Annotated in this window: 19 protein-coding genes; 8 read left to right on the top strand and 11 right to left on the bottom strand. The window is 69.4% G+C overall.

The window, feature by feature from the left end:
- Positions 1-12 precede the first annotated feature (12 nt).
- Both ACFYOS_RS10455 and ACFYOS_RS10450 read left to right on the top strand, forming a co-directional pair.
- The gene (locus ACFYOS_RS10455) at positions 13-1317 is read left to right on the top strand and encodes an aspartate aminotransferase family protein (protein ID WP_387138148.1); all 1305 of its coding nucleotides are present in this window, start codon (positions 13-15) and stop codon (positions 1315-1317) included.
- Positions 1314-2804, top strand: a complete 1491-nt coding sequence (locus tag ACFYOS_RS10450) for a CoA-acylating methylmalonate-semialdehyde dehydrogenase (protein ID WP_387138145.1) — start codon at positions 1314-1316, stop codon at positions 2802-2804. Before ACFYOS_RS10455 ends, ACFYOS_RS10450 begins: the two co-directional genes overlap by 4 nt.
- 8 nt (positions 2805-2812) lie before the next feature.
- Here ACFYOS_RS10450 and ACFYOS_RS10445 read toward each other — a convergent pair whose 3' ends face one another.
- Both ACFYOS_RS10445 and ACFYOS_RS10440 read right to left on the bottom strand, forming a co-directional pair.
- Positions 2813-5302: a low temperature requirement protein A gene (locus tag ACFYOS_RS10445; protein ID WP_387138142.1), complete on the bottom strand. Its 2490-nt coding sequence runs from the start codon at positions 5300-5302 to the stop codon at positions 2813-2815.
- Between the two features lie 61 nt (positions 5303-5363).
- Positions 5364-6707 (bottom strand): glycoside hydrolase family 18 protein, encoded by a 1344-nt coding sequence (locus ACFYOS_RS10440; RefSeq protein WP_387138139.1) that lies wholly within the window; start codon positions 6705-6707, stop codon positions 5364-5366.
- A 191-nt stretch (positions 6708-6898) separates the two neighbouring features.
- Here ACFYOS_RS10440 and ACFYOS_RS10435 point away from each other — a divergent pair, with 191 nt between their 5' ends.
- Positions 6899-8542: a beta-N-acetylhexosaminidase gene (locus tag ACFYOS_RS10435; protein ID WP_387138137.1), complete on the top strand. Its 1644-nt coding sequence runs from the start codon at positions 6899-6901 to the stop codon at positions 8540-8542.
- A gap of 51 nt (positions 8543-8593) precedes the next feature.
- On the top strand, positions 8594-11272 hold the full coding sequence (locus ACFYOS_RS10430; protein WP_387138134.1) for a hypothetical protein: 2679 nt from the start codon (positions 8594-8596) through the stop codon (positions 11270-11272).
- Positions 11273-11330: 58 nt separating this feature from the next.
- Here ACFYOS_RS10430 and ACFYOS_RS10425 read toward each other — a convergent pair whose 3' ends face one another.
- Genes ACFYOS_RS10425 through ACFYOS_RS10410 form a run of 4 tightly spaced genes read right to left on the bottom strand, consistent with a single transcriptional unit; the run spans position 11331 to position 15470 of the window.
- Positions 11331-12335, bottom strand: a complete 1005-nt coding sequence (locus ACFYOS_RS10425; protein WP_387138132.1) for an SIS domain-containing protein — start codon at positions 12333-12335, stop codon at positions 11331-11333.
- Positions 12332-13180 carry a carbohydrate ABC transporter permease gene (locus tag ACFYOS_RS10420; protein ID WP_387138129.1) on the bottom strand — a complete coding sequence of 283 codons (849 nt, stop codon included), beginning with the start codon at positions 13178-13180 and terminating at the stop codon, positions 12332-12334. The genes ACFYOS_RS10425 and ACFYOS_RS10420 overlap by 4 nt, the downstream gene beginning before the upstream one ends.
- On the bottom strand, positions 13177-14154 hold the full coding sequence (locus tag ACFYOS_RS10415) for a carbohydrate ABC transporter permease (protein WP_387138127.1): 978 nt from the start codon (positions 14152-14154) through the stop codon (positions 13177-13179). Before ACFYOS_RS10415 ends, ACFYOS_RS10420 begins: the two co-directional genes overlap by 4 nt.
- Complete coding sequence (locus ACFYOS_RS10410) at positions 14151-15470, bottom strand: extracellular solute-binding protein (RefSeq protein ID WP_387138124.1); 1320 nt, start codon at positions 15468-15470, stop codon at positions 14151-14153. The genes ACFYOS_RS10415 and ACFYOS_RS10410 overlap by 4 nt, the downstream gene beginning before the upstream one ends.
- A gap of 118 nt (positions 15471-15588) precedes the next feature.
- Here ACFYOS_RS10410 and ACFYOS_RS10405 point away from each other — a divergent pair, with 118 nt between their 5' ends.
- Positions 15589-16761: an ROK family protein gene (locus ACFYOS_RS10405; protein ID WP_387138121.1), complete on the top strand. Its 1173-nt coding sequence runs from the start codon at positions 15589-15591 to the stop codon at positions 16759-16761.
- A gap of 65 nt (positions 16762-16826) precedes the next feature.
- Here ACFYOS_RS10405 and katG read toward each other — a convergent pair whose 3' ends face one another.
- Entirely contained in the window at positions 16827-19061 is a 2235-nt protein-coding gene (gene katG / locus ACFYOS_RS10400; protein ID WP_387138118.1) for a catalase/peroxidase HPI, read from the bottom strand.
- Positions 19058-19465 (bottom strand): Fur family transcriptional regulator, encoded by a 408-nt coding sequence (locus ACFYOS_RS10395; protein WP_387138567.1) that lies wholly within the window; start codon positions 19463-19465, stop codon positions 19058-19060. Before ACFYOS_RS10395 ends, katG begins: the two co-directional genes overlap by 4 nt.
- Positions 19466-19603: 138 nt before the next feature.
- On the opposite strand from ACFYOS_RS10395, the gene ACFYOS_RS10390 reads away from it, so the two are divergent.
- Positions 19604-20380: a DinB family protein gene (locus ACFYOS_RS10390; protein WP_387138115.1), complete on the top strand. Its 777-nt coding sequence runs from the start codon at positions 19604-19606 to the stop codon at positions 20378-20380.
- An 89-nt stretch (positions 20381-20469) separates the two neighbouring features.
- Here ACFYOS_RS10390 and ACFYOS_RS10385 read toward each other — a convergent pair whose 3' ends face one another.
- Positions 20470-20916 carry a hypothetical protein gene (locus ACFYOS_RS10385; RefSeq protein WP_387138112.1) on the bottom strand — a complete coding sequence of 149 codons (447 nt, stop codon included), beginning with the start codon at positions 20914-20916 and terminating at the stop codon, positions 20470-20472.
- 91 nt (positions 20917-21007) lie between these two features.
- On the opposite strand from ACFYOS_RS10385, the gene ACFYOS_RS10380 reads away from it, so the two are divergent.
- Positions 21008-21736, top strand: a complete 729-nt coding sequence (locus ACFYOS_RS10380; RefSeq protein WP_387138110.1) for a helix-turn-helix transcriptional regulator — start codon at positions 21008-21010, stop codon at positions 21734-21736.
- Positions 21737-21805: 69 nt separating this feature from the next.
- Here the strand turns inward: ACFYOS_RS10380 and ACFYOS_RS10375 are convergent, their stop codons facing one another.
- Both ACFYOS_RS10375 and ACFYOS_RS10370 read right to left on the bottom strand, forming a co-directional pair.
- A complete protein-coding gene (locus ACFYOS_RS10375) occupies positions 21806-22189 on the bottom strand; it encodes a VOC family protein (RefSeq protein ID WP_387138107.1) in 384 nt (127 codons plus the stop codon).
- A gap of 22 nt (positions 22190-22211) precedes the next feature.
- Entirely contained in the window at positions 22212-22982 is a 771-nt protein-coding gene (locus tag ACFYOS_RS10370) for an ArsR family transcriptional regulator (protein ID WP_387138104.1), read from the bottom strand.
- Between the two features lie 128 nt (positions 22983-23110).
- On the opposite strand from ACFYOS_RS10370, the gene glpK reads away from it, so the two are divergent.
- On the top strand, positions 23111-24628 hold the full coding sequence (gene glpK / locus ACFYOS_RS10365) for a glycerol kinase GlpK (RefSeq protein WP_387138101.1): 1518 nt from the start codon (positions 23111-23113) through the stop codon (positions 24626-24628).
- The last annotated feature ends 90 nt before the right edge of the window (positions 24629-24718 follow it).

The following is a 24718-nucleotide window of genomic DNA, read 5'->3' as shown; positions in this document are numbered from 1 at the left end:
CGGGAGGACGCCATGGCGCACCGCGAGCTGCTGGCCAGACACCGATCCGTGCTGCCGAACTGGCTGGCGTTGTACTACGAGCGGCCGATCGAGATCGCCAGCGCGCACGGCCGCCGGGTGACCGATCGCGAGGGACGGACCTACCTCGACTTCTTCGCCGGCATCCTCACCAACGCCATCGGCTACGACGTGGCCGAGATCAGCGACGCCATCCGGTCGCAGGTCGACACCGGCGTGCTGCACTCCTCCACGCTCTACCTGATCAAGTCACAGGTCGAGCTCGCGGAGAAGATCGCGCACCTGTCGGGCATCCCGGACGCCAAGGTGTTCTTCACCAACTCGGGCACCGAGGCCAACGAGACGGCCCTCATGCTCGCGACCCAGCACCGTCGCAGCGAGCAGGTGCTGGCGCTGCGCAACTCGTACCATGGCCGCGCCTTCGCCACCATCGCGATCACCGGCATCCGCGGCTGGTCGGCCAGCGCGCTCAGCCCGATCAAGGTGAGCTGGGTGCACGGCGGCTACCGCTACCGCAGCCCGTTCCGGCACCTGTCCGACGCTGACTACATCAGGGCCTGCGTCGCCGACCTGCGCGAGGTCATCGAAACGACGACGGCGGGCGACGTCGCCTGCATGATCGTCGAGCCGATCCAAGGGGTCGGCGGCTTCACCACCCCACCGGACGGGTTGTTCGGCGAGTTCAAGAAGGTCCTCGACGAGTACGGCATTCTCCTCGTCTCCGACGAGGTGCAGACCGGCTGGGGCCGCACCGGCGAGCATTTCTGGGGCATCCAGGCGCACGACGTCGTACCCGACGCGATCACCTTCGCCAAGGGACTGGGCAACGGCCTCGCGATCGGCGGGGTCGTCGCCCGGGCCGAGCTGATGGACTGCCTGCGGGCCAACTCGATCTCCACCTTCGGCGGCAATCCGCTCGCCACCGCCGGCGCGCGGGCCTCGCTGACCTATCTGCTGGAGCACGACCTCCAGGCCAACGCCGCAGAACTCGGTGCCCGCCTCCTCGACGGGCTGCGCTCGGTCGCCGCGGCGCATCCCGTGGTCGGCGACGTGCGCGGCAAGGGGCTGATGATCGCGCTGGAGTTCGTCGGGCCCGACGGCGAACCCAACCCGGCGGCGGCCGTCGCCCTGCTGGAGGAAACGCGGGCACGCGGCCTGCTCGTCGGCAAGGGCGGCCTGTACGGCAACGTCATCCGATTGGCCCCGCCGATGACGCTGACCCAGGCCGAGGCGGAGGAGGCGCTCGAGATCCTCACTCAGTCGATCGAGGTCGTGGCCAAGGAGGTGCAGCCGCGATGAGGACCACGCACTGGATCGGCGGCAAGCCGTGGAACGGCGTCGCCGACCGCACCGGGGACATCTACGACCCCGCCACCGGCCGGGTCGCCGGCCAGGTCGACTTCGCGAGTGCCGCCGTGGTCGACGAGGCGGTCGCCGCCGCCCGCGAGGCGTTCACCCGGTGGCGTACCGTGTCCCTCGCGCAGCGGACCAGCGTGATGTTCGCGTTCCGGGAACTGCTCAACGCCCGCCGGTCCGACCTCGCGCAGATCCTCACCGCCGAGCACGGCAAGGTGCTCGCCGACGCGGCGGGGGAGATCCAGCGCGGGTTGGAGAACGTCGAGTTCGCCTGCGGGATCCCGCCGATGCTCAAGGGCGGGTACAGCGAGAACGCCTCCACCCAGGTCGACGTGTACTCCATCCGGCAGCCCGTCGGCGTGGTCGGCGTGATCACCCCGTTCAACTTCCCGGCCATGGTGCCGCTGTGGTTCGTGCCGAATGCCATCGCGTGCGGCAACACCGTGGTGCTCAAGCCGAGCGAGAAGGACCCGTCCGCGGCGAACTTCCTGGCGGAGCTGTTCGCCGAGGCCGGGCTGCCGGACGGGGCGTGCAACGTGGTGCACGGCGACAAGGAGGCGGTCGACCGGATCCTGGAGCACCCGACGGTCAAGGCGGTCTCGTTCGTCGGCTCCACTCCGATCGCCCGATACGTCTACGAGACCGGGACGCGTAACGGCAAGCGGGTGCAGGCGCTCGGCGGGGCGAAGAACCACATGGTCGTCCTGCCCGACGCCGACCTCGACCTCGCCGCCGACGCCGCCGTCTCAGCCGGATTCGGCTCGGCCGGCGAACGCTGCATGGCGATCTCCGCCGTCGTGGCGGTGGATCCGATCGGCGACGAACTCGTCGGCAAGATCAGCGAGCGGATCGCCGGACTGCGGGTCGGCGACGGCCGGCGCCCGGGTTGCGAGATGGGACCGTTGATCACCGGGGCGCACCGCGACAAGGTGCGGTCATATCTGGACGCCGGCCGCGCCGCGGGCGCCAAGCTGGTGGTCGACGGACGCAGTCATCCGATCGACGGTGCGGACGCCGGCTTCTGGCTCGGTCCGACCCTTTTCGACCACGTCGGCACGGACATGTCCATCTACACGGACGAGATCTTCGGTCCGGTGCTCTCGGTCGTGCGGGTGCCCAGCTACGACGCCGCGGTCGAACTGGTGAACGCCAACCCGTACGGCAACGGCACCGCCATCTTCACCAACGATGGCGGCGCCGCTCGGCGGTACCAGAATGAGATCGAGGTCGGCATGGTCGGGGTCAACGTGGCGATCCCGGTACCGGTGTCGTACTACTCGTTCGGCGGGTGGAAGGACTCGCTGTTCGGTGACTCGCACGCGTACGGGCCGCACGGCGTGCACTTCTTCACCAGGGCCAAGGTGGTCACCAGCAGGTGGCTCGATCCGTCCCACGGCGGGGTGAATCTCGGCTTCCCACAGAACAGCTGACCGCAGAGCTACTTGATCGGGCTGACCGGCCGGGCATCGACCAGGATGGCCGACGGTGGCGGCTGGCGCAGATGGCGCCGCAACTCGATGCTGCGACGGGAGTCGAGCACCATGACGCCGGTGCTGGCGCCGGCCAGGACGGCCAGTGCCCACAGCGGAGGCAGCTGGCTGGTCACCGGCGCGAGGCCGGCGATGAGCAGGATCCCGGCGACGCGGATCCAGCGCACCTCCCGGCGGGTGCGCCACCAGAATGCCTGGTTGGCGAGGAGATAGACGATCACTCCGGTGAAGAGGGTGAGGTGCCCGAGCGGCGTGTGCGTCGGTCCCGACGGGTGGACGACATGGTCGAGGATCTTCCGCTGGCCGAAGGCGATCAGCACCAGCCCGGCGATCATGGGTAGGTGCAGGTACGCGTAGGCGTCGCGGGCCAACGCCGCGCGGTCGGCGCCGGTGCGGGCTTGCATGATCTGCTGTCCGACGACGGCGTCCGTGTCGAAGTACGCCCACCAGAGCGTGGACAGCAGCACCATGAGGATCGCGATGGCGATGATGACCGGCCATGAGATCGGACGGCCGAACACCGCCACCCCGGTCGAGATGACGGCCTCACCCAGCGCGATGAGGATGATCAGCGCGTAGCGGTCGGTCAGGTGTCTGGCCGAGCCGATCCACCAGAAACCTGGCCCGACGAGGTACCCGCCAGCGAGGTCGACGACGACGGCCGCGAGCCAGAAGCTCGCCTCGAACGGGCTCAATTCTTCGGGGGCGCCCGGTCGCGAGGACGCCAGCGCCCCGAACAGCAGCAGGACGAGTGCCACCAGGGTTGGGACGCAGGTCCGCAGCACGTGCGGATGCGATGCCGGATCGCGGTGGGCGACGAGCCAGAGCGCGGCCAGATGCAGCACGCGGAGCACGATGTAACAGGTCACGACGATCATTGGGCCGGGCAGGCCATCCGGCACCCGCTCGAACGCCTGCGGGATGGCGATACCGATCATCAGGGTCAGCGCCACGACCAGCAGGACGCTCAACCGGACCGGGATGGACTCGCTGCGTAGCGCGTTGCCGACCTGCGCATAGAGGCACCAGACCCACCAGAGCAGGGTGAGCACCGCGAGTCCCTGGGCGACCCCGAACGGGGACGGGTGTCGGGTCATCAACACGCTGACCTGGATGAACGTGTAAACGATCACCAGGTCGAGGAAGAGCTCCTTGGGCGTGACGCCGCCGCCGGCGGCCCGGGCTGCCGTCGCCGCGACCCGCGCGTGCAGGGAGCGGTGCCTCCGCCGGAAGACGGTGAGGTCGGCCAGGACCATGCTGGTGAGGACCGCGGCGAGCAGTCCCACCGCCCCTGTCGTCGGCAGGTGCACCGCGACCGGGGCCGTCACGGTCACCAGGACGATCCCGAGCACCGGGCTTCGACCCAGTAGGCGGATGGTGGCGCGTTCGAGGGCCACCAGGCCGAGCAGGTAGAGCAGGACTCCGCCGTAGAGAACCAGCACACCAAGCGCGTCCCACCGGTACGCGGTGGCGGGCTCGACCGAGCTCAAGGCGCGTTTGAGCCCGAGCGCGAGCAGCACGAGCCCGATGATCATGGGCACGTGGATCAGGCTGTAGGCGTCGCGGCCCAGTACTGAGCGGGTAGCCGGCGAACGCTGCGCCAACGCCTGCTCGGCGGCGAATCCGGCGATGTCGAAGTAGCGCCACCAGAGCACGGCCACGACGACGAGACTCAACGCCGATCCCGCCAGGACCGACCAGGTGATCGCCGGATGCCCACTCAGGCCGCGGCTCGTGCCGATCGAGATGATCGTCTCGCCGAGGGCGATGAGCAGGATCAGCCGGTGCCGCTCCGTCCAGTGCGGCACGGAGACGATGCGCAAGGTACCCGCGCCGATCGCCCGCACACCGAGGAAATCAGCGGCGGCGGCGGCGAAGTACAGGGCCAGTCGGACGGACTCACCGTTCACGTCGGCGGGCAGGTGGCGTGGGAGCAGCGCGCCGCACAGCAGCAGCACCGCCCCGCCGCAGAACGGCAACCACGCGCGCAGAGCGGTCCGGTGCCTGCCCCACACGGCGTACGTCAGGAACAGCAGCGCGCCCAGCCGGGCCAGCAGGAAGGCGACCACGAAGATCAGTGGCCCGAACAGGCCCCCCGGCCGATCGGCGAACGCCACGGGCGTGGCGAGACCGATCAACAGGACGGTCGCGGCCACCCCGAACATGACCAGCCGCGGCAGTCCTCGGTCCAACCTGACGACGTTGCCGAGCACCGTGTACGAGGTCCAGCACCGCCACAACAGCAGGATCACCAGCACGCCCTGAAGCACGCCCTCCAGTCGGAAGGTCTCTGCCATCAGGTCCGTCACGCTCAGGAAGGCGTACACGAAGACCAGGTCGAGGAACAGTTCCAACCGGCTTACCCCGACGTCCCCGGCCGAGAGGTGAATCTGCCCGAAGAAGCGCGCGCGACGCTCCCGCGGTTGCCGCGTACCCACCTGCCCCACTCTGCCAACTGGTGGGCGGCTGGACAGCGCGTTCGGGAAGGCCGGGTCGCCGCTACGGCGTCGCGAGCCCGAGGCTGATCGTCCTGGTCAACGTGGCGTTGTCGTCGTCGCCGTCCAAGGACCAGACCATCGCTCCGGCCAGGCCGGCCCGCCGGATGTACAGCGTCTTCTGCAGCACGACCGCCGGGTCGTCGTACGTCCAGAACGTCGTGCCGTCGAACAACCAGGCGTGTCCGGCGCGAAGGTCGCGGTGAATGGTGAAGCCGTTGCCGGCCAGGGTCTTGAGCCGTCGGTAGTCCTCGGACCCGGCCTCGAAGGTGGCCGGCGCGGGCCCGGCCGCGGGTTGGAACAGGCCGTTGCCGCCGCCGCTGACGCCGGTCCAGCCCCGGCCGTAGTACGGGATGCCCAGGACCAGCTTGTCACGCGGCGCGCCACGGGCGATCCAGCCGTCGATCGCCACCTCGGCGGAGAAGTCCGGACTGTCCGGGGCTCCCGCCGGCACGCGCAGCGCCGACTGCTGGTTGGTCACCGTGTCCCAGGCGCCGTGGAAGTCGTATCCCTGCACCGTGGCGAAGTCCAGGTTCTGGAAGATCTTGCGCCCCTCGTACCCGGCGTCCATCGTCGCCGGGTTGGCCGGCAGGAAGGCGGTCAGCGGATAGTGCTTGCGGGTCTGCCGGCCGTACGCGTCGAGTTGCCGGCGGAACTCGGCGAGCAGCTTGGTGAAGTTCTCCCGGTCCTCCGGGCGGACCACGTTGCCCGGCTCACCCGGCCAGTTCGGCCACTCCCAGTCCAGGTCGACTCCGTCGAAGACGCCGGCGGCGACGGCCGGGCCGCCACTGCCACCATCCAGGACGGGGACGTTGCCCTTCAGATAGAGATCGATGCAGGAGGCGACGAACGCCCTGCGGGCGGCGTCCGTGCGGGCGGCGTTCGAGAAGTACGTCGACCAGCTCCAGCCACCCAGCGAGATCAGCACCTTCAGGTCGGGGTGCTTGGCCTTGAGCTTGGCCAGTTGGCCGAAGTTGCCGTTGAGCGGTTCGCCCCAGACGTCGGCAACGCCGTCGACGCTCTCCTCGGCCGGGACGGGACGCTGGTAGTCGGCCCAGGCGTCACCCTCGCCCGGCCCACCGTCCACATAGCAGCGCCCGTCCTCGCTCACGTTGCCGAAGGCGTAGTTGACGTGGGTGAGGCGGCTCGCGGCCCCGGAGGTGTCGAGCTTCTTGACCGGGAAGGCCCGGCCGTAGATGCCCCACTGGGTGAAGTAGCCGACCCGGTGGTAACCGTCGCGGCGGTCCGGGCTGTCAGCCGCGCCGGCCGCCGTCGGCGGGGTGGCGGTGACCAACACGGTCGTCAGGGCGACGAGGGCGGTGAGGCGGCGGTGACGAAACGGTCGCATCGGCACTCCCACGGCGATGGGGCGGCATTAGTAAAGATACCTTTCTGATTGATGAAGCTAAGCCGATCACGTTCTGCGGTCAAGAGCTGGCCTGGGATCGCGCAGCTCGAGTGGCCCGGAGATTTGTTAGGTAGCTTGCCTTACCAAAAGAAGGCGGCTACCTTGGCTGCTAGCGACGAAGGTCGATGCGGGTGAGCGTCGAAGTCCGCTTCCCGCCGCACCGCCAGGCTCCGGAGGCAGTCATGACCATCGGCGGCGTACGTCTGCTCACCACCGTGATCCTCACCCTTGTCGGCAGCTCGGTCGCCCCCGTCGCCGTCGCCACCGAGACGGCCGCCGTCTCCTTGACGTCCGTCGTACCCGCACCGGTCCTCGCCACGCCGGCAACCGGCGTCACCTACCAGATCACCGCGACGACGACGATCTACACCGAGCCCGGCTCACCAGCGGCGGCGGAGATCGCCGGGCAGCTCGGCGCCATACTGCGTCGCTCGACCGGCTATCCGATGCCGATCGTCGACGCACCGAGCGGTACGCCGGCGGACGGCATCGCGCTGCTGTTGTCCGGGGCGCCGGCCGGCGTCGGCAACGAGGGCTACCAGCTGGACGCCAGCAGCACCTCGATCGCCGTGCGCGCGAACCAGCCGGCCGGCCTGTTCGCCGGCGTCCAGACCCTGCGGCAACTGCTGCCTCCCGCCGTGGAGAGCGCGACGGCGCAGCCCGGGCCGTGGGAGGTGGCCGGCGGGCGGATCGTCGACTATCCCCGCTTCGCTCACCGAGGCGCGATGCTCGACGTCGCACGGCACTTCCTACCGGTGTCCGTCGTCAAGCGGTACATCGACGAGATCGCCCTCTACAAAGTGAACCGCCTGCACCTGCACCTCTCCGACGACCAGGGTTGGCGCATCGCCGTCAACACCTGGCCCAACCTCGCCGTCTACGGCGGGAGCACCCAGGTCGGTGGCGGCACCGGCGGCTACTACACCCACGACGAATACCAGCAGATCGTCGCGTACGCCGCCGCCCGGTACGTCATGATCGTCCCGGAGATCGACATGCCGGGTCACACCAACGCCGCCCTCGCCTCCTACGCCGAACTGAACTGCGACGGCGTGGCGCCGAAGCTCTACACCGGCACCAAGGTCGGGTTCAGCTCGCTGTGCGTGAGCAAGGAGATCACCTACACCTTCATCGACCAGGTCCTGGGCGAGATCGCGGCGCTCACGCCCGGGCCGTACCTGCACCTCGGCGGCGACGAGGCCAGCTCCACCACCGCCTCGGACTACGCCACGTTCATGAACCGCGTCCAGCAGATCGTCGCCGCGCACGGCAAGACCGTCGTCGGCTGGCACGACATCGTCAACGCCCCCACCCTGCCGTCGACCGTCGCCCAGTACTGGGGGACCAGCACCGCCAACGCCGCGGTGGCGACCGCCGCCCAGCACGGCACCAAGATCGTCATGTCGCCGGCCAACCGCAGCTACCTGGACATGAAGTACAACTCCCGCACGAGACTGGGCCAACGCTGGGCCGGCTTCATCGACGTCCAGGACGCCTACGGCTGGAACCCGGGCGCGTACCTGACGGGCGTCGGCGAGGCGTCGGTGCTCGGGGTCGAGGCGCCGCTGTGGACGGAGACGATCGAGACGGTGGCCGATGTCGAGTACATGGCCTTCCCGCGCCTGCCCGCGATCGCCGAGCTCGGCTGGTCGCCGACCAGCACCCACGACTGGACGTCATTCAGCCAACGGCTCGGCGCCCAGGGCCCGCGCTGGCGCGTCATGGGCATCAACTACTACCACTCCACGCAGGTGTCCTGGCCAACCGCCTCCTAGCCGCCGCGCAGCATGCCCGCACACCGCCTTGATCACATCGAGGAGGCCACCATGTCATCGCGCCTCATCATCGACCGACCTCGCCTGCTGACCCGCCGACTGATCACGATGCTGTTCGCGACGCTGACGCTCGTGGCGAGCGTCGGGCTCGTGCACGTGCCGGCCGCGAGCGCCGCCACCGTCGGCTCGACCGAGCTGACGACGGGCTGGGCGCTGCGATCAGCCAACAACGTCACGGACCCGGGCACGACCATCTCCCAGGTCGGCTACGGCACCGCGGGCTGGAGCCCGGTCTCGCTGCCGTCGACCGTGCTGGCCGGACTGGTCGCGAACAACGTCTACCAGAACATCTACGTCGGCACGAACCTGCAGTCCGTGCCGGACCTGACCGGCCAGAACTGGTGGTTCCGGGGCCAGTTCACCGCCTCGGCCACCACCGCCGACCAGGCGTACTGGCTGCGCTTCAAGGGAATCAGCTACCGCGCCCAGATCTGGCTGAACGGCACCCAGCTCGACGCCAACGCGGTCGGCACCATGGTGGTGCACGAGTACAACGTGACGAACCTGATCAGACCCGGCGCCCTCAACGCGCTGGCGATCCTGGTCACCCCGCCGGCCCACGACTGCAAGGACCTCTCCTTCTGCACGGTGGACTGGAACCCTGAGGCTCCCGACATGAACGCCGGGATCTGGGGCAGGACGCTGCTCGACACGACCGGCCCGGTCGCCGTGCGCGATCCGTACGTCAAGACGGTGCTGCCCCTGCCGGCGACCAACGCGGCGGATCTCACCGTCTACGTCGACGCGGTCAACGCCACCAACGCCCCGGTCACCACGACCGTCAGCGCCACCATCACCAAGCCCGGCTACCCCACCATCTCCGTCAGCCAGGCGGTCACCCTGGCCGCGAACGAGCGCCGCGAGGTCACCTTCGCCCCGGCCAGCTACCCGCAGCTGCACGTCACCAGCCCGGCCCTGTGGTGGCCCTACCAGTACGGCAGCCCGGAGCTCTACCAGCTCGTGACCTCGGCGACCGTGGCCGGTGCCACGTCGGACACGAAGTCGATCAACTTCGGCGTCCGTCAGTTCACCGACTACCGCACCACCGTCAACGGCACCTCGTTCGTCGGCTACCAGGTCAACGGGCAGAACATCTTCTTCCGCGGTGGCGGCTACGTCTGGGACATGTTGCAGCGCTGGGACACGAAGACCAACGCCACCCACGTCCAGTACGTCAAGGACATGGGTCTCAACACCATCCGGCTGGAGGGCACACTCGGCAACGAGGAACTGTACGACCTGGCCGACCAGGCCGGTGTCATGATCATGCCCGGCTTTGTCTGCTGCAGCGCCTGGGAGAACGACAACACCTGGACCGTCGAGCAGGAGCAGGTCGCCAACGCCTCCCTGGACAGCCAGCTGCGCGCGCTGCGCGCCCATGCCAGCCCGTTCATCTGGACCTACGGCAGCGACCAGCCGCCGACCGCCGCCCACCTGACCGCGTACAAGAACACCGCCGCGAAGCTGCACTGGCAGAACCCGACCGTGGACAACGTGGCGACCTGGTCGAACGCCAACGCCGGCATGAAGATGGACGGCCCGTACAAGTGGGAGCCGCCAGTGCTGTGGTGGGACAGCCCCGCCCAGTCGGGCAGCGCGTTCGGCACCACCGGTGAGGAGGGCACGGAGGCCCCGCCGCCGCTGGAGAGCCTGCAGAAGTTCATCCCGGCCGCGGACCTGTGGCCCATCGCCGCCACCTGGAACTACCACGCCGGCAAGCCGCGCAGCGTGTTCGACAACATCCAGGTCTTCACCGACGGCGTGAACAAGCGCTACGGCAGCACCACCAGCGCCGCGGACTACTCCCGTAGGTCGGAGCTGCAGAACTACGAGAATGCCAGGTCATTCTTCGAGGCCTGGAACTCGCACGAGTACACCCAGTCGTTCGGGGTCATCTTCTGGATGCTCAACAACGCCTGGCCGTCCGTGCACTGGAACCTGTACGACTACTACCTCAAGCCCGGCGGCGGCTACTTCGGCAGCAAGAAGGCCAACGAGCCGGTGCACATCGCCTACGACTACAAGACCCGGAACGTCTACGCGGTCAACTCGACGCTGAGCGGGCGGAGCGGCCTGACCGCCACCGCCACGGTGTACACCGTGCCGAGTCTGAGCCAGGCCTACACGACCAGCGTCCCGGTCACCGCGGCGGCCAACGCCGCCACCCAGGTGCTCACGCTGCCCGCACTGACCGGCCTGTCCAGCACCTACTTCATCCGGCTGCAGCTCAAGGACTCCGCCGGCGCGGTGGTCAGCAACAACCTGTACTGGTACTCCACCCAGCCGGACGCGCTGGGCAACAAGAAGAACTGGTACATGACGGCGGTCAAGACGTACGCCAACCTGACCGGGCTCAACAGCCTGCCGGCAAACCCCGACGTTGCGACGACCGTGACGCGGACCGTCGCGGGCGGGCAGGAGACCGCCACCATCAGGTTGACCAACAACAGCCAGACGAACATCGCCTTCTTCCTGCGCCCGGAGATCACGGCCGGCAACGGGGGCAACGAGGTGCTGCCGGTGAACTACACCGACAACTACGTCTCGCTGTGGCCGGGGGAGTCGACCACCATCATGGCCACCTACGAGACCAGCGACCTCGGCGGGCAGGCTCCCTACCTGCGTACCCGCGGCTACAACATCCCGACCACCTCGATACCCGTGCCGTAGGGCCCTGGACGGGGGCCGTGGCGGGGGCGGCCACCAGCCGCCCCCGCTCCCGTCCTGCCTACAGCTTGGTGTCGGCCGGCATGTGCCGCAGCTCGATGGGCCGGCCCGCGCGCCGGGCCAGGGCGTGCGCGGCGAGCTGCACCGGAAGGATGTCGAGCACGCAGCCGCCGAGCCCGGCAAGTCGCGGTAGCCGCACCACGAGCAGGTTGTCCTGGGTGGGCGGCTCGTCGCGGGAGTCGGTCACCAGGACGACGTGCGCCCCGTACCGGGCGAGGTCGAGGGCGAGCGGGACCTCGCGGGCCGTGCCGAAGAGCAGAGCCGTCTGACCCGGCCCCGCCGTCTCCAACGGGCCGTGCAGGTATTCGCGGGTGGTGAAGCCGGCGGTGGGCAGGTGCGCGGCCTCACGCAAGAGCAGGGAGACCGCGCCGGCCGTCGCGAGGCGTACCCCCGAAGCCACGACGTCGACGCACCCGGCGTCGGCAAGTGCCGCCGCCAGCGGCTCGATGTCGGTGTCGAGTACCTCCGCCGCCAGGTTCGGCAGTCGGTCCCAATCCGTCCGGGCATGGCCGCTGATCCGCTCGGCGAGCAGGCCGAGCGCCTGCAGCGTCGCGGTGTAGCTGAGCGTGGAGACCGCCGTGTCCTCGGCGCAGCCCAGTGGCACGACGGTGTCCACGAGCGCGCCGAGCGGGCTGTCTGGATGGTTGGTCAGGGCGAGCCGCGCAGCGGGCCCGGCCGGCACGGCGGCCAGCGCCTCCACCGTCTCCCGACTTCGGCCGGACTGGCTGATCCCGAGGAACGCGGCGGCGAGCCCCTGCGGCATCCCGTCGTGCAGGTCGGCGGCGCTCGCCGAGGTCGCGGGCAGGCCATCGGCGCGCAGGACGGCGGCGAAGGCCGCCGCGGCGTGGGCGCTGGCACCCATGCCGAATGCCAGCAGGCTGCCCCAGCGCGACGCGGCGGCGGCCTGGGCGCCTGCCGGTCCGGCCAGCGCCGCCCGTACCGCCTGGGCCGATCGCCGCAGGTTGTCCGGCTGCGCGCGCACCCCGTCGAGGTAGGGGAGTGTCATCCCTTCACCGCCCCGGTGGCGAGACCGCTGATGAGGTACCGCTGGAACATCACCGCCAGCACCACCGGCGGGAGTGCGGCGAGCACGCCGCCCGCGGCGATGAGCCCGAAGTCCACGGCGTTGCGCCCGGTGAACTCGGCGATCGCCACCGGAACCGTCTTGGCCTGCGTGGTGGACGTGAAGATCAGCGAGTAGAGGAACTCGTCCCAGCAGAGCAGGAACGCGTACAGGGCGGTGGCCAGGATGCCGGGCTTCGACAGCGGCAGCATCACCCGTACGAGCGCGCCCAGGCGGCTGCACCCGTCGACCCGGGCCGCCTCCTCGAGCTCCACCGGCAGCGACGCGAAGAAGGTGCTCATGTTCCACAGCGTGAAGGGTGTCGCCAGCGAGCAGTACACGATGATCAGTCCGGTGCGGGTGTCGAGCAACCCGAAGCGCGACATGAGCAGGTACAGCGGGATGATCAGGGTGATCGGCGGCAGCATGTAGGTAACCAGGAACGACAGCAGTGTCACCCGCCGCAGCGGAAACCGCAGCCGGGCCAGGGCGTAGCCGCCCAACACGCCGACGGCGAGCGAAATCACCACGGTGCCGGCCGCGACCAGGAGGCTGTTGACCATCGCGCTGCGGAACGCGGCTCCGGCGCTGGCCCCGCCGCCGGCGAAGATCTCGCGGTACCGGTCGAGCGTCACCTGCTCGGGCAGCCAGCGCATCGGCCGCGAGACGAGGTCGGTCTGATCCACGAACGACGAGTAGAGCAGCCACGCGAAGGGCGCGAGGATCACCACGGACGTGGCGAGGGCGGCCACGTGGATGAAGATCCGATACCGCCGGCTCGCCCTCACGGCGACCTCAGCTCGCTCTGCCGCAGCAACCGGAGGTAGATCAGGGCCAGCAGGAGGATGGCGACGACGGTCAGATAGGCCAACGACGCCCCCGAGCTGAACCGCTGCGCGGAGAACGCCTGGAGATAGGTGAAGAAGGTGACGGTCTGGGTGCCGCTGGCGGGACCACCGCCGGTCATCACGTAGACGATGTCGAAGACCTTGAACGCCTCGATGGTGCGCAGCACGAGCACCAACGCGATATTGGGCACCAGCAGGGGCACGGTGATGCGGAAGAAGGAGCGGATCGGGCCCGCCCCGTCCACCCGGGCCGCCTCGTACAGCCCCTTCGGGATGGTCTGCAGCCCGGCTAGCAGGAAGAACGCGACGAGGGAGGTGTTCTTCCAGACGTCGGCCACGATGACCATGTTCAGCGCGAGGAACGGGTCGTTGCCGAGCCAGGACCGGTAGTCACCCTGCAGGTGCAGGTCGGTGAGCAGCGCGTTGGCGACCCCGTACTGGGCGTTGAGGATCCAGCGCCACATCGCGCCGTTGACGATCGTCGGCAGCGCCCACGGCAGGATCACGATCGCGCGGAACAGCCACCGCAGCCGCATCGGCGCGGCGAGCAGCTGCGCCAGCCCCAGACCGAGAACGAGTTCGAGCGCGGTGGAGACGAGGGTGAAGTAGGCGGTGTGACCGGCGGCCGCCCACAGCCGACGGTCGGCGAGGATCTCGGTGTAATTGCGCAGGCCGACGAACGGGTAGCGGCCGGGGAAGGGGCTGTTGACGTCGTAGAAGGAGATGACCAGGGCGCGTCCGGCCGGGTACAGCACCACGCCGAAGACCACGAGCGCCGCGGGCAGGAGCAGGAGCAACGCCAGCCGCAGCTGGCCGCCGCCGGCGCGCCGCGCCAGCGGCCACCGGCGCGCCGGCTGGACTCGCCGGCCGGCCGGTGGCGCGGGCGCCGCACGCGCCGGTGGCGCCGCCGTCATGAGAGCAAGTTACGCGCCTGTTCGGCGGCGTCGTCAAGGGCCTTCTTCGGCGGCTTCTTGTTGAGCAGGGCGTTCTGCAGCTCGGCCTGCAGGATCTGGCTGATCTCGTTGTAGCGGGGCACCTGCGGGCGGGCGATGAGGTCGGCGAGCTGCTTCTTCGCCACCGGCACCACCTTCGGCAGGGTGGACGTCACCGCGGGATCGTCGTACGACTTCGTCCAGCACGGCAGCGAGCTCTTGGCGTACTTGTTCTGCACCTCGGCGCTGGTGATATAGCTGATGTAGGTCCAGGCGGCCTTCTGGTTCTTGCTTCCCGAGCTGACCGACAGGGCCATCGAGCCGTTGACGCCCGGGGCGCCGGCGGTCCCGGACGGGGTCGCCGCCACACCGACCTTGCCGGCGATCTTCGACTGTTGGGGGTCGTTGGCGGCGTTGAACATGTAGGTCCAGTTGAGCGCCATGGCCGCCTGGCCGTCGGAGAAGATCTTGCGAACGTCCTCCTCCAGCGATTCGACCGAGTTGGGGTTGGTGATCTTGCTGTCGAGGCTCCGCTTCATGAACTCCAGCGCCTGCAGGCCACCACCGGTGTTGAAGGCGATGGACCGGCCGTCGTCCGAGAGGAACTTGCCGCCGAACGCGCCCACGAGCTGCGTGTAGTCGCAGACCAGCGCCTCGGCCTGCTTCCAGCTCCAGATCAGGGGATGGTCGACGACCTTCTTGGCCCTGAGTGCCTGGGCGGCGGTGAGGACGCCGTCCCAGGTGGACAGGCTCGCCGGGTCGATGCCCGCCTTGGTCAGCATGTCGGTGTTGTAGAAGAGGTACTTCGTGTCGAGGATCCACGGAACGCCGTAGTAACGGTTGCGGTAGGCGGCGGTCGCCAGCGCCCCACCGAGCATGTCGCTCTTCCACTGCGCCGGGAACTGGTCGGTCACATCGGTCACGATGCGCTTGCTGCCGAACTCGGCCGGCCAGATCACGTCGATGAGCACCACGTCGAAGGTGCTGGCCGGGGCCGCCGCGACGATCTTGTCGTGCAGCGCCTCGTAGGCGACGAAGGACGGCTCGACGGTGATCTTCGGATACTTTTTCTGGAACTCCGCGGTCATCGCGCGGATGTCGTCCTCGGAGTAGCCGGCCTGTTTCATGAACAGGGCGGTGATGTGCCCTTCGCCGGTGCCTGCCGCGCCGCTGCCGGCGCCCGCGCCGGTATCGCTGCCGCCGCCGACGTCGCAGGCCGCGAGAAGCAGGCCCGCGCCGGTGACAGCCGACAGTTGGAGAAGTCTTCGCCTGGACAGCTCACTCATGTGCTCTGACATGATCGCCCCCCTGGGCATTAGGTAGGCTGCTTAACAAAAACTTGTACTCGGTTCGCGATCACCGGTCAAGACCGTCGTCGCAGCCTTTCGGACCCGCAGGCGAAGGAGTGGATACGCCTTGGTCTCCGTCGATCCGTCCGGTCGGGCGGTGCTGGCCGCACTGCTCGACAGCGTGCCCATGACCCGGCCGGAACTCGCCCGCCGCACCAGCCTGTCGCGACCGACCATCTCGGAGGTCGTACGCCGGCTCGTCGACAGTGGCCTGATCGTCGACGCCGGCGTGCGACGGGGCAGACCTGGCCGGGTGCCCACCTACTACCGGCTGTCCCCGACGGCCGGCTACGTGATGGCGGTCGACGTCGGCGGCGACAATCTTCGAGTCGCGGCGGCCGACATGAGCGGCGCTCTCTGCTACGAACAGCGGCAGGCCACGAAGGCGACCGGCGCGAGCCGGGTGGCCGCGCAGGTCGGCCGAATGATCACCGCCGCGACCAGGGCGGTGGGGGAGGAGTTCGGGCCGCTTCGGCGGGTCGGCGTGTCGGCGCCCGGGGTCGTCCACGCCGACGGCCGCACCATGTCGGTTGCCCGGAACCTCGGCGAGGAGGGCCTGTTCGACCTGCTCACGCCCCTCCAGGCTCGCGTTGACGCGCCTATCGTGCTGGAGAACAACGTCAACCTCGCGGCGCTCGGCGAGCGCTGGCGGGGACACGCACGCGACGTCACGACGTTCGCGTTCCTGGCCGTCGGCGCCGGCATCGGCATGGGGCTGGTGCACAACGGCGAACTCGTCCGCGGGGCACACGGCGCGGCCGGCGAGGTGGCCTACCTGCCGCTGCCCGGCTCGGTGCCGCCGGAACAACGGCGTGGGCGCGGCCGGGAGCAGTTGGCCGACGAGGCCGGCGCGTACGGCGTTCTCGCGGCGCTCGACGCCCGCCCGTCGTGGCCGGGCAGGCGACCGACTTCCGTGGAGGAACTGTTCGCCCAGGCTGCTACGGGCATGCCGGCAGCACGAGATCTGGTGGAGGCGGAAGCCCGTCAACTCGGCCTCACCATCGCCAGCGCGTCTGCCGTCTTCGACCCCGAACTCGTTGTCCTCGGCGGGGGCGTGGGCCGCAACCCGTTGCTGCTGCCGACCGTTCGGGAGACCGTCAACGCGTACGTGCCGTTTCCGCCACGGATCGAGACCAGCGCCCTCGGTGAGGCGGCCTCCCTCACCGGGGCGCTGTTCGTGGCCCTGGAGGCCGCGCGTGCCGAGCTCCTGAAGACGGTCAGTGGCGCCGACGGTGGCTGATCCCCGCAGCGGTTGACGCCGCGGCGGGCCCCGGTCACGTCCTCGGTGACCGGGGCCCCGCCGCATCAGGCGCGGTCGTACCGGTCCAGGTTCATGACCTTGACCCACGCCGCGACGAAGTCCTGCACGAACTTCGCCTGCGCGTCGCGACCGGCGTAGACCTCCGCGATGGCGCGGAGCTGGGAGTTCGAACCGAAGACGAGGTCGACGGCGGTGGCGGTCCACTTGACCTCACCGGTGGCGTGATCCCGACCCTCGAACACGTTCTCGGTCGAGGTGGACACCTTCCACTCCGTGCCGACGTCGAGCAGGTTCACGAAGAAGTCGTTCGTCAACGTCTCGGGCCGATCGGTGAAGACGCCGTGTCGTACTTGCCCCACGTTGGCGTTCAGCGCCCGCATGCCGCCGAGCAGGACCGTCATCTCGGGAGCGGTCAGCGTCAACAGGTTGGCCCGGTCCAACAACCGGACCTCCGCCGGGAGCTTCGCCCCGGCCCGCAGGTAGTTGCGGAACCCGTCCGCCTTCGGCTCGAGCACCGTGAACGACTCCACGTCGGTCTGCTCCTGCGCGGCGTCCGTACGGCCCGGCAGGAACGGCACCGTGATGTCGTGGCCGGCATTCTTCGCCGCGTGCTCGACGGCCGCGCATCCGCCGAGGACGATCAGGTCAGCGAGCGAGACCTTCTTCCCGCCGGACTGTGAGTTGGTGAAGTCCTGCTGGATCTGCTCCAGGGCCGGCAGCACCACGGCCAGTTCGGCCGGGTCGTTGGCCGCCCAGTTCCGCTGCGGCTCAAGGCGGATCCGCGCCCCGTTGGCCCCGCCACGCATGTCGGTGCCGCGGAAGCTCGCGGCCGACGCCCACGCGACGCGGACCAGTTGGGAGATGGACAGTCCCGATTCCAGGATCCTGCCCTTGAGAGCAGCGATGTCCCGGTCCCCGATGAGTTCGTGGTCGACCGCCGGGACGGGATCCTGCCAAAGCTGCGGCTCGGGAACCCACGGGCCGCGGTAGCGCGTGACGGGACCCATGTCGCGGTGCAGCAGCTTGTACCACGCCTTGGCGAACGCCTCCGCGAGCTGGTCCGGGTTCTCCAGGAAACGCCGCGAGATCGGCTCGTAGATCGGGTCCACCCGCAGTGCGACGTCGGTCGTCGCCATCATCGGGGCGTGCCTGACCGACGGGTCGTGCGCATCGGGCACGGCGTCCGCCCCGGCGCCGTCCTTCGGCTTCCACTGCTTGGCGCCGGCCGGGCTCCCGGTCAGCTCCCACTCGTAACCGAAGAGGGTCTCGAAGAAGCTGTTGTCCCAGGTGATCGGGGTGGGGGTCCACGCACCCTCGAGCCCGCTGGTGATGGTGTCCTTGCCCTTGCCGCTGCCGAAGGTGTTCTTCCAGCCAAGGCCCTGGCTCTCGAGGGGAGCACCCTCGGGCTCGGGACCGACGTACTCGGCGGAGGCGGCACCATGGGTCTTGCCGAACGTGTGGCCGCCGGCGATGAGCGCGACGGTCTCCTCGTCGTTCATCGCCATCCGGCGGAAGGTCTCGCGGATGTCCCGGGCGGCGGCCAGCGGATCCGGGGTGCCGTTGGGCCCCTCCGGGTTCACGTAGATGAGACCCATCTGCACGGCGCCGAGCGGACCTGCGAGCTCCCGGTCGCCGCTGTAGCGCTCGTCTCCGAGCCAGGTGTCCTCGGGCCCCCAGAAGATCTCCTCGGGCTCCCAGACGTCTTCGCGTCCGAAGCCGAAGCCGAAGGTCTTGAAGCCCATCGACTCCAGGGCACAGTTGCCGGTGAAGACCAGGAGGTCGGCCCACGAGATCTTCCGGCCGTACTTCTGCTTGACCGGCCAGAGCAGTCTGCGCGCCTTGTCGAGGTTCGCGTTGTCGGGCCAGCTGTTGAGGGGCGCGAAGCGCTGCGCGCCATCGCCGGCACCGCCACGGCCGTCCTCGATGCGGTACGTGCCGGCGGCGTGCCAGCTCATCCGGATGAAGAGCGGCCCGTAGTGGCCGTAGTCGGCCGGCCACCAGTCCTGCGACGCCGTCATCACCTCGAAGATGTCCCGCTTCAGCGCGTCGACGTCGAGGGTGGCGAGCTCCTCGGCGTAGTCGTAGTCCTCGCCCATTGGATTGGCTCGCGGCGAGTGCTGGTGGAGCACCTGGAGGTTCAGCTGATTCGGCCACCAGTCCTGGTTGGTCCTGGGCCGGTGCGGGGTCGGAGTGGGGGATGGGATTACCGGGTTTTCACTCTCGCTGCCGCGCTCAGACACGTCGGTCCTTCTCCTGTCTTGATGGCTCGTTTCCGTCAACTGGTTACTGGTGCCGCGAGACACTCGGGGCAGACGCCCCAGTAGGTGACCTCAGCCTCGTCGATCAAGAATCCCTGGTTGCCGGACGCGGTCAGGCAGGGAGTCTCGCCGACGGCGCAGTCGACGTCGGCAATGGCACCGCACGACCGGCACACGACGTGGTGGTGGTTGTCCCTGACCCGCGACTCGTAGCGGGCCACCGAGCCGGCAGGCTCGATGCGCCGCACCAGCCCCGCGACGGTCAGTGCACGCAGCACGTCGTACACGGCCTGGTGGGACACCTCGGGAAGCTCCCTACGCACCGCGCCGAACAGCGAGACGGTGTCGGCGTGCGGATGCGCGTGCACCGCGGCCAGCACCGCCAGCCGCGGACGGGTCACCCGGAGCGCGGCCCCGCGCAGCATGCGCTCGAAGTCCGACGTCGTGGCCACAGTGCGCAGTATGCACCACTTTTTTCTTGAATACCTCAAAAAGCCGATGGCGTACGACGGCCGGGTTTACTGGGGCGCGCGGTTGTCGGCGCCTGCGGTTAGCGTGCTGACATGCCCGAATTTATTGCTGCCGATCTGCGCGGCTCCCGGTTCGAGCGGGTCGACCTCAGGGGTGCGCAGTTCCGCGCGGTCGACCTCGCCGGCGCCCGGTTTCGTGGTGTCCACCTGGGTAGGGTCGTGATGCACGGCGTGGAGCTGGTTGACGTTGACATCCACGGCGAGATCGAGAACCTGACGATCAATGGCGTCGATATCGGGCCCCTGGTCAACGCCGAGCTGGACCGGCGGTATCCGGACCGGGTCAAGATGCGCCCGACAGACCCGGCTGGCTTCCGTGCGGCGTGGGACATTCTCGAGCGGCTCTGGGAGGAGACCGTCGATCGGGCCGGCCGGCTGCGACCCGAGCTGTTGCACGAGTCGGTCGATGGCGAGTGGTCGTTCATCGAGACGCTGCGGCACCTGGCGTTCGCCACCGACTCCTGGATCGGGCGGGCGATGCTCGGCGACCCGTCGCCGTGGCATCCCCTGGACCTGCCGTGGGACGAGATGCCTGACCTGTCGGGCGTGCCGCGAGACCGTGACGCCCGGCCCTCGCTCGACGCGGTACTCGAGCTGCGCCGCGATCGGATGTCCACCGTGCGGCGCGTCATCGAGGGCTTGACCCACGAGTCGCTGGACGGCCACACCCGGCCGGTCGACGCTCGCGGCTGGCCGGAGTCCCGCAGCTACCCGGTGCGCGAATGCCTGTTGATCATCCTCAACGAGGAGTGGGAGCACCGGCGCTACGCCGAGCGGGACCTGGACGCATTGGCAGCGCGTGGCGCGTGAGGTCCGCCGGTGAGCGGATCAGCCGCGCGGAGGTCGCCGCCATCCCGGGGGTTCCGCCCGCGGGATGGCGACGATCCGCGCTGGTCACGTCACCGGGCGTCCTCGTTGGTCCGCACGGGGACGGTGGTGGACGAGGCCAGCCTCGCCAGCGCCAGCGCGGCGACGAGCAGACCGAAGTCACGGAGCGCGACGTCGAAGTAGTCACCCATCGTGACGAGGTTGACGATGATGCCCAGCAGCCAGGCGGCGACCACGTAGCCGCCGATCGCGGGTCTGATCGCGACGAGGATGCCGGCCAGGATCTCCACGACTCCCACCGCGAGCATCGCCTGGTGCGCGTCACCGGGCACGAGGTCGTTGATCCAGGGAGCGAGGTACTGCTCCCAGTCGGTGAGCAACCCGAAGAACTTGTCCAGGCCGAAGAGGATCGGGGCGACCGTGAAGACCGTGCGGAGGAGGAGGAATGCCTGATGGGCCGGGGCGTTCGCGACGACCGGCGTCACGGACGATGATGCAGAGGAACGGGTGTGGGTCATGGTGACCTCCTGGCTCTAAAAGAGAGTAGTCTCGACTTTAGAGTCGGGTCGAGATTGCGTCAATAGATCTCTCTTTTAGAAGGGACTGGTCGTGTCGGACGAGCTTGCCGAGCAGGTCGCCGGGGTCGGTGCGTTGTTGGAGCCTGCCCGTCGCGCGCTCTACCTGTACGTGGCGGCGCAGCCCGACGCGGTCAGCCGCGAGCAGGCGGCGGCCGCCGTTGACCTGCCGTTGCACTCGGTGAAATTCCACCTCGACCGGCTGGTGGAAGAGGGCCTGCTCGACGTGGAGTTCCGTCGACTGTCGGGGCGGACCGGCCCCGGCGCGGGTCGCCCGTCGAAGCTGTATCGGCGATCATCCCTGCAGCTCTCGGTGTCCCTGCCCGAACGTCGCTATGACCTGGCCGGCGATGTGCTGGCGACGGCCATCGACCGGTCGTCGCGCGACGCGATACCGATCGCGGACGCGGTGCGAGACGCGGCGGCGGAGGAGGGCCGGCGGATCGCCGCAGCGGCTGCAGACGACAGCAGGGTTGCCGCGCCAGGTGCCGCTTCGGCGGCGGGCGCCGGTGATGATCACCCCGACAACGTGGTACGCGCGGCGCGAGTGCTGGCTCGTCATGGCTACGAACCGCGCATCTCCGACCGGGAGATCCGCCTTGCGAACTGCCCGTTCGACAAGTTGGCGGCCAAGCACCTCGACCTGGTCTGCGGCATGAACCTCGCCCTCATCGGCGGCGTCATCGACGGACTTGACCTCACGGGTCTGAGTGTGGAGCTCGCGCCGCGGCCTGGCTTCTGCTGCGTCAAGATCCAGGGCTGAGCCGGCACGCCGATGGGTCAGGCAGGCGAGGCGCCGTCACCCCCGACCCATCCTGCGCCATGATCAAACCTAGGAGTGGGCGGGTTGGAACAGCTCGATCAGGTTGCCGGCGGGGTCCGCGAGGAGGACCTGGCGCCCGCCGGGCCCGGAGACCGGATCGCCGCGGAATGACAGGCCCGCGCCCCGGAGTCGGTCGATCTCGGCGTCCAGGTCGTCGACGACCAGGTGGATCCGGTTGCGGCCGGGAGTGGTGGCGTCGTCGGGGGTGGCGCGGGCGCCGGAGCTGGCGGGTCCGGACAGCAGCAGCCGCAGCGGGCCGCGGACCACATCGGCGAAGGCGGACCCCGCGCTGCTGTTGAGGCGGAAGCCGAGATGGGTGGTGTAGAAGTCGACGGCCGCCGGAACGTCGTCGACGACGTAGCGGACGCTGGCGTACCGGTCGGTGGTGGCCATGGCTGAGACCTCCTTGAGTCGGCTACTGATGGGCGGTGGCGAGCACGGGCAGCAGATGCCGGACCCGGGTACCGATGTCCGTGGTGGTGCGCGTGAAGGCGGGGTAGGTGGCCTGGTCGGTGGTGCCGTCCGCGGCGGGGTCGGCAATGCTCCAGTGCAGGCGGCGGGCCTGGTCGCCGAACTCGGGACGGGCCTCACGGGCCTTGTCGCACAGGCTGATCACGTAGTCGAACCGGCGGCCGGTGAGCGAATCCAGGTGCCTGGGGCGCTGAGCGGCGATGTCGATGCCGAAGTGGTGACGCAGCACCCGCACGGCGTTGGGATGCAGATGCGGTTTGGGGTGGGTTCCGGCACTGATCGCCTCCACCTGGCCGGCGGTGTGGTGGCGCAGCAGGGCCTCGGCGATCGGTGAGCGGGCGCTGTTGCCGGTGCACACGAACAGCACTGTGCCGCGGGGCTGCCGGGGGTGGACCGGCGGGGCGGGTGGGGTTCCGCCCAGGTTCAGGGCCGGGTGCAGGGCGGCGCCGGCGCCGGCCAACGCCTGGGCGCAACGGTCCAGGTCCAGGTGGTAGTAGCTGTCGCGGCCGTCGAAGCTGCTGCGACTGGCGGTGACCAGGCCGCCGTCGCGCAGCAGCCGCAGGTGGTAGGAGATCAGGCTCTGCGGCTGGCCGACCAGTGCGACCAGCTCACGGACCCGCAGGTCACTGTGGGCGAGTTCGGTCAGCACCCGCCAGCGCAGGGGATGTCCGGCCAGGCGTACGAACGCTGGGGCGGCTTGACTCGACGAGCCCACGAGGCGAGGTTACATCAAACGGGTTTGATCGATCTGGCCGTCCGCCCGGAGCGCCGTCACCGAAGAAGGCCACTCGCCCGCGTCCGACCCGCCGACCCACAATGATCCCAACCGGAAGGAGACCCCGCATGGCTGACTTCGTCGGCGCGGTAGACCAGGGCACCACCAGCACCCGATTCATGATCTTCGACCATGGCGGCAACGAGGCCGGCCGTCACCAGCTCGAACACCAGCAGATCCTGCCGCAGGCCGGCTGGGTGGAGCACAACCCGCTCGAGATCTGGGAACGGACCCTGACCGTCATCCAGACCGCGATGAACGCCCAGGGGCTGACCGGCTCCGACCTCGCCGCGCTCGGCATCACCAATCAGCGCGAGACCACTGTGGTGTGGAACCGCCGGACCGGCCGGCCCTACTACAACGCCATCGTCTGGCAGGACACCCGCACCGACCGGATCGCCTCCGCGCTGGAACGCGAGGGCAAGGGCGACGTCATCCGGCGCAAGGCCGGCCTGCCGCCGGCGACCTACTTCTCCGGGGGGAAGATTCAGTGGATCCTCGACAACGTCGACGGGGTCCGCGAGGCGGCCGAGCGCGGCGAGGCCGTCTTCGGCAACACCGACACCTGGCTGCTGTGGAACCTCACCGGCGGCATCGAGGGCGGCGTGCATGTCACCGACCCGACCAACGCCAGCCGCACGATGCTGATGAACCTGGAGACGCTCGCCTGGGACGACGAGCTGCTCTCGTTCTTCGGCATCCCCCGCGCCATGCTGCCGCAGATCCGGCCGTCCTCCGACCCGCGCTCGTACGGCAGCACCGTGCCGCACGGCCCGTTCAGCAGCCCGGTCCCGATCACCGGCGACCTGGGCGACCAGCAGGCCGCCACGGTCGGGCAGGTCTGCTTCGCGCCGGGCGAGGCGAAGAACACCTACGGCACCGGCAACTTCATGCTGCTCAACACCGGCACGGACATCGTGCGGTCCAAGGCCGGGCTGCTCACCACCGTCTGCTACCAGTTCGGCGACGAGGCACCGGTGTACGCGTTGGAGGGCTCGATCGCGGTGACCGGGTCGGCGGTGCAGTGGCTGCGTGACCAGCTCAAGATCATCAGCGGCGCCGCGCAGAGCGAGATCCTGGCCGGCCAGGTGGAGGACAGCGGCGGGGTCTACTTCGTGCCCGCGTTCTCCGGCCTGTTCGCCCCGTACTGGCGTTCCGACGCTCGAGGCGCGATCGTCGGGCTGTCCCGGTTCAACACCGACGCCCACATCGCCCGGGCCACCCTCGAGTCCATCTGCTATCAGAGCCGGGACGTGGCCGAGGCCATGGCGCAGGACTCCGGGGTGCACCTGGAGTGCCTGAAGGTCGACGGCGGCGTCACCGTCAACGACCTGTGCATGCAGCTGCAGGCGGACATCCTCGGCGTACCGGTCAGCCGGCCGGTCGTCGCGGAGACCACCGCGCTCGGCGCGGCCTACGCCGCCGGCCTCGCCGTCAAGTTCTGGAAGACCACCGACGAGCTGCGCGAGAACTGGAACGAGAGCCGGCGCTGGCACCCGGCCTGGTCGCCGGAGCAGCGCGAGAACGGCTACGCCTGGTGGAAGAAGGCGGTCCAGCGCACCCTCGACTGGGTCGACGTCGGCTGACGCCGCGCGCCCATCCCCGCCCACGGACCCGGGCGGCCGGCTGCCCCGCGCCGGCCGCCCCAGGCCGGTACGGTGCCGACAAGATCACCG

The organism is Micromonospora sp. NPDC005806 (assembly GCF_042871425.1).
Lineage (GTDB): Bacteria > Actinomycetota > Actinomycetes > Mycobacteriales > Micromonosporaceae > Micromonospora.
This window is presented reverse-complemented; position numbering and strand designations above follow the sequence as displayed.